The organism is Sulfurimonas sp. (assembly GCF_027056685.1).
Lineage (GTDB): Bacteria > Campylobacterota > Campylobacteria > Campylobacterales > Sulfurimonadaceae > Sulfurimonas.
In genome coordinates this window covers 1-2,312 of sequence record NZ_JALUKE010000199.1, presented here as the reverse complement: position 1 = coordinate 2,312, position 2,312 = coordinate 1, and the positions used below count along the sequence as shown (strand labels likewise).

3 protein-coding genes are annotated in these 2,312 nt (G+C 31.4%); 1 reads left to right on the top strand and 2 read right to left on the bottom strand.

Annotated elements, in window-relative coordinates; translation table 11 throughout:
• Together MVY38_RS08850 and MVY38_RS08845 are read right to left on the bottom strand one after the other, a co-directional pair.
• The coding region (locus MVY38_RS08850) for a hypothetical protein (RefSeq protein WP_297485353.1) at positions 1–894 on the bottom strand (894 nt) is incomplete at its 3' end.
• A gap of 254 nt (positions 895–1,148) precedes the next feature.
• Entirely contained in the window at positions 1,149–1,847 is a 699-nt protein-coding gene (locus MVY38_RS08845; RefSeq protein WP_297485351.1) for a GGDEF domain-containing protein, read from the bottom strand.
• 204 nt (positions 1,848–2,051) lie between these two features.
• Here MVY38_RS08845 and MVY38_RS08840 point away from each other — a divergent pair.
• The coding region (locus MVY38_RS08840) for a helix-turn-helix domain-containing protein (RefSeq protein ID WP_297485349.1) at positions 2,052–2,312 on the top strand (261 nt) is incomplete at its 3' end.

The window sequence follows — 2,312 nt, the reverse complement described above, 5'->3', positions numbered from 1 at the left end:
ACAAGCAACTCCTACTTTTCCACCAAAAAGATTATAATAAAGTGTACCTTGAACCGCATCTCCGGCATGAAGATTTAGAGTGTGTGAATCAGCCTCTTTTGTATCATTAAAATATTTTGCTATTTTTACATAACCGCCTGTATATACATAAGTTTTTACACCATCAAATTTTACACTTATTCTTTCAGGTTCTATATGCGAATGAGTATCATTTACATGTAAAATATGAACTCTAAAGTTTTGATTGTTACCTTCTTTTACATCATTAACAATTAAAATGTTATTTGCAAGTAACTTTTTTGCTTTTCTAACTTGTTCTCTAATAGTCTCCTTGTTATTAGCCTTAATGATTGTAGGTATGAGAGAATTTTTTTCATTAATCAAAATTTGAGTTAAATTCTTATCTTTTATTGAAGAAAGATCAAATTGAGTATTTAAGTACGAAAGATTTTCATCTGTATCTACTGTTATCTTGGCTCCAACCATTAATTTTGTAGTTATAGGAGATACAATAACACCTTTTCCTAGTTCTGCTGTAGCGATTAAACTTTTTCCACTAAAATCTTTAGTGTCCACAAGAGTAGAAGCATTTCCATCAGTATCAAGCTTCCCTCCCTCAACAATTACCACAAGCTTATCATTCTCATTTACACCTGTTAACTCGCAAGTGAATTGACCAAAATCACCTGTTTCACATTTTTTACTTACAAGTTTTCCATTTTTATCATATATCTTAACATCACCATCAATGATATAATCATCAGTAGCTGCACCATGTAACATTTGTGTTTTGTTTGGTATATCATCACCTTGAGTGCCTGAATTACCACAGCCTGTAATACTAAGAGATATTAAAGTACTTACCAAAGAAAGATATATTTTTTTTCTATTCATGTCTTACCCTTTTGTATAAAATTATAATGAAATTATGGCTAGATTCCATTACAGTTTGGACACAGTTTAGCTATAATTTAGATACATTACATAAGAAAAATATTTGAAACAATCTATATGGTGATGGGGTTAGAGAAAATGATGAAGCATGTAGTAAGTTTCGTCTTGTTTGTAGTGGAAAGGCAGGGCATACTAAGCCTATGAAAAATGTCTATAAAAAGGTAACAGAGGGCGAATCAACTCACTTGCATAAGCTACAATAAAGAGCTTATGCTAAGGTGATTAGATGCGTGTTTAGCTACTTTTTTTTCTATGGCTAGCACTTCATGAGCGTTCTGTAAATATTTAGAATTGCCATGCATATTTATAAGTAAGATAGCGGCACTTACCGTTAAAAAAGGAAATTGTTTTTTATTTCTTTCTCTGTCTTGTGCTATTATGTACCCTCTACCTTTGTCGTTTTGAGAGTAAAAATCTCTTGCATTGTTTTCAAAAATTTCTATTATTTTTATTATGGACAGCAAAGCATTGTTTATATCACTCTCTTGAATTCTTTGTGCCACAAAAAAGTCATCTCCTCCTATGTGACCTTTAAAAAAAGATTTTGGGAGGTGTTTTGTGAGTATATTTGCAAAGAGTTGTATGATTCTATCTCCATTTCTAAAACCATATGCATCATTAAATGCTTTAAAGTTGTCAAGATCAAAATAACATAAAATCGTTTGTTTATTCGAGTTTAAAGTCTCTTGCATATACTCTTCTATTACTCTATTTCCTGGCATTTTAGTAAGTGGATTTTGGTCCCTTGCTAAAAGTAGATTCTCTTCATTCATGGCTTTAATAATATTTTTTGATGATAAAAATCCATAATAGAGTGAATTTTTAGTAATAATAATGCCATGTGAATTACTATTGTTCGAAAAGAGCTCAATAATTGGAAATTTCACAAACATTCTTCCACTCTTTTCACTTTTAACCTTCCACTGATTTCACAAACTGCCTTCCACCTTTTTCACTTTTTACCTTCCACTTTTTGAGTGTTTTGTGAAAAGATTTTGAAAATTGAGTTGGCGAAATATTTAAGTCTCTAAACAAGCTAAATCTGCCATTTAATTATGGTGCTAAACTTTGTCTATCTCAAACGAGATGGAGAAAAAATGAAAGGACTTAGCATGTTGAAGATCAAAGAAATCTTACGATTAAAATGTGAAGCTAAACTATCAAACAGAAAGATAGCGAGAGCTTTAAATATCAGCCATAGTGTAGTCAACGAATACACCAAGGAGTTTAAACTCATAAATAAAAAGTATGAAGATGTTGTCTCTCTTGGAGACAAAGAGATTCTTGCACTTTTTAAATCTACCCGCATTACAGAGAGTAAATACCCACTTCCTGACTTTGCAAAGGTGCATATAGAA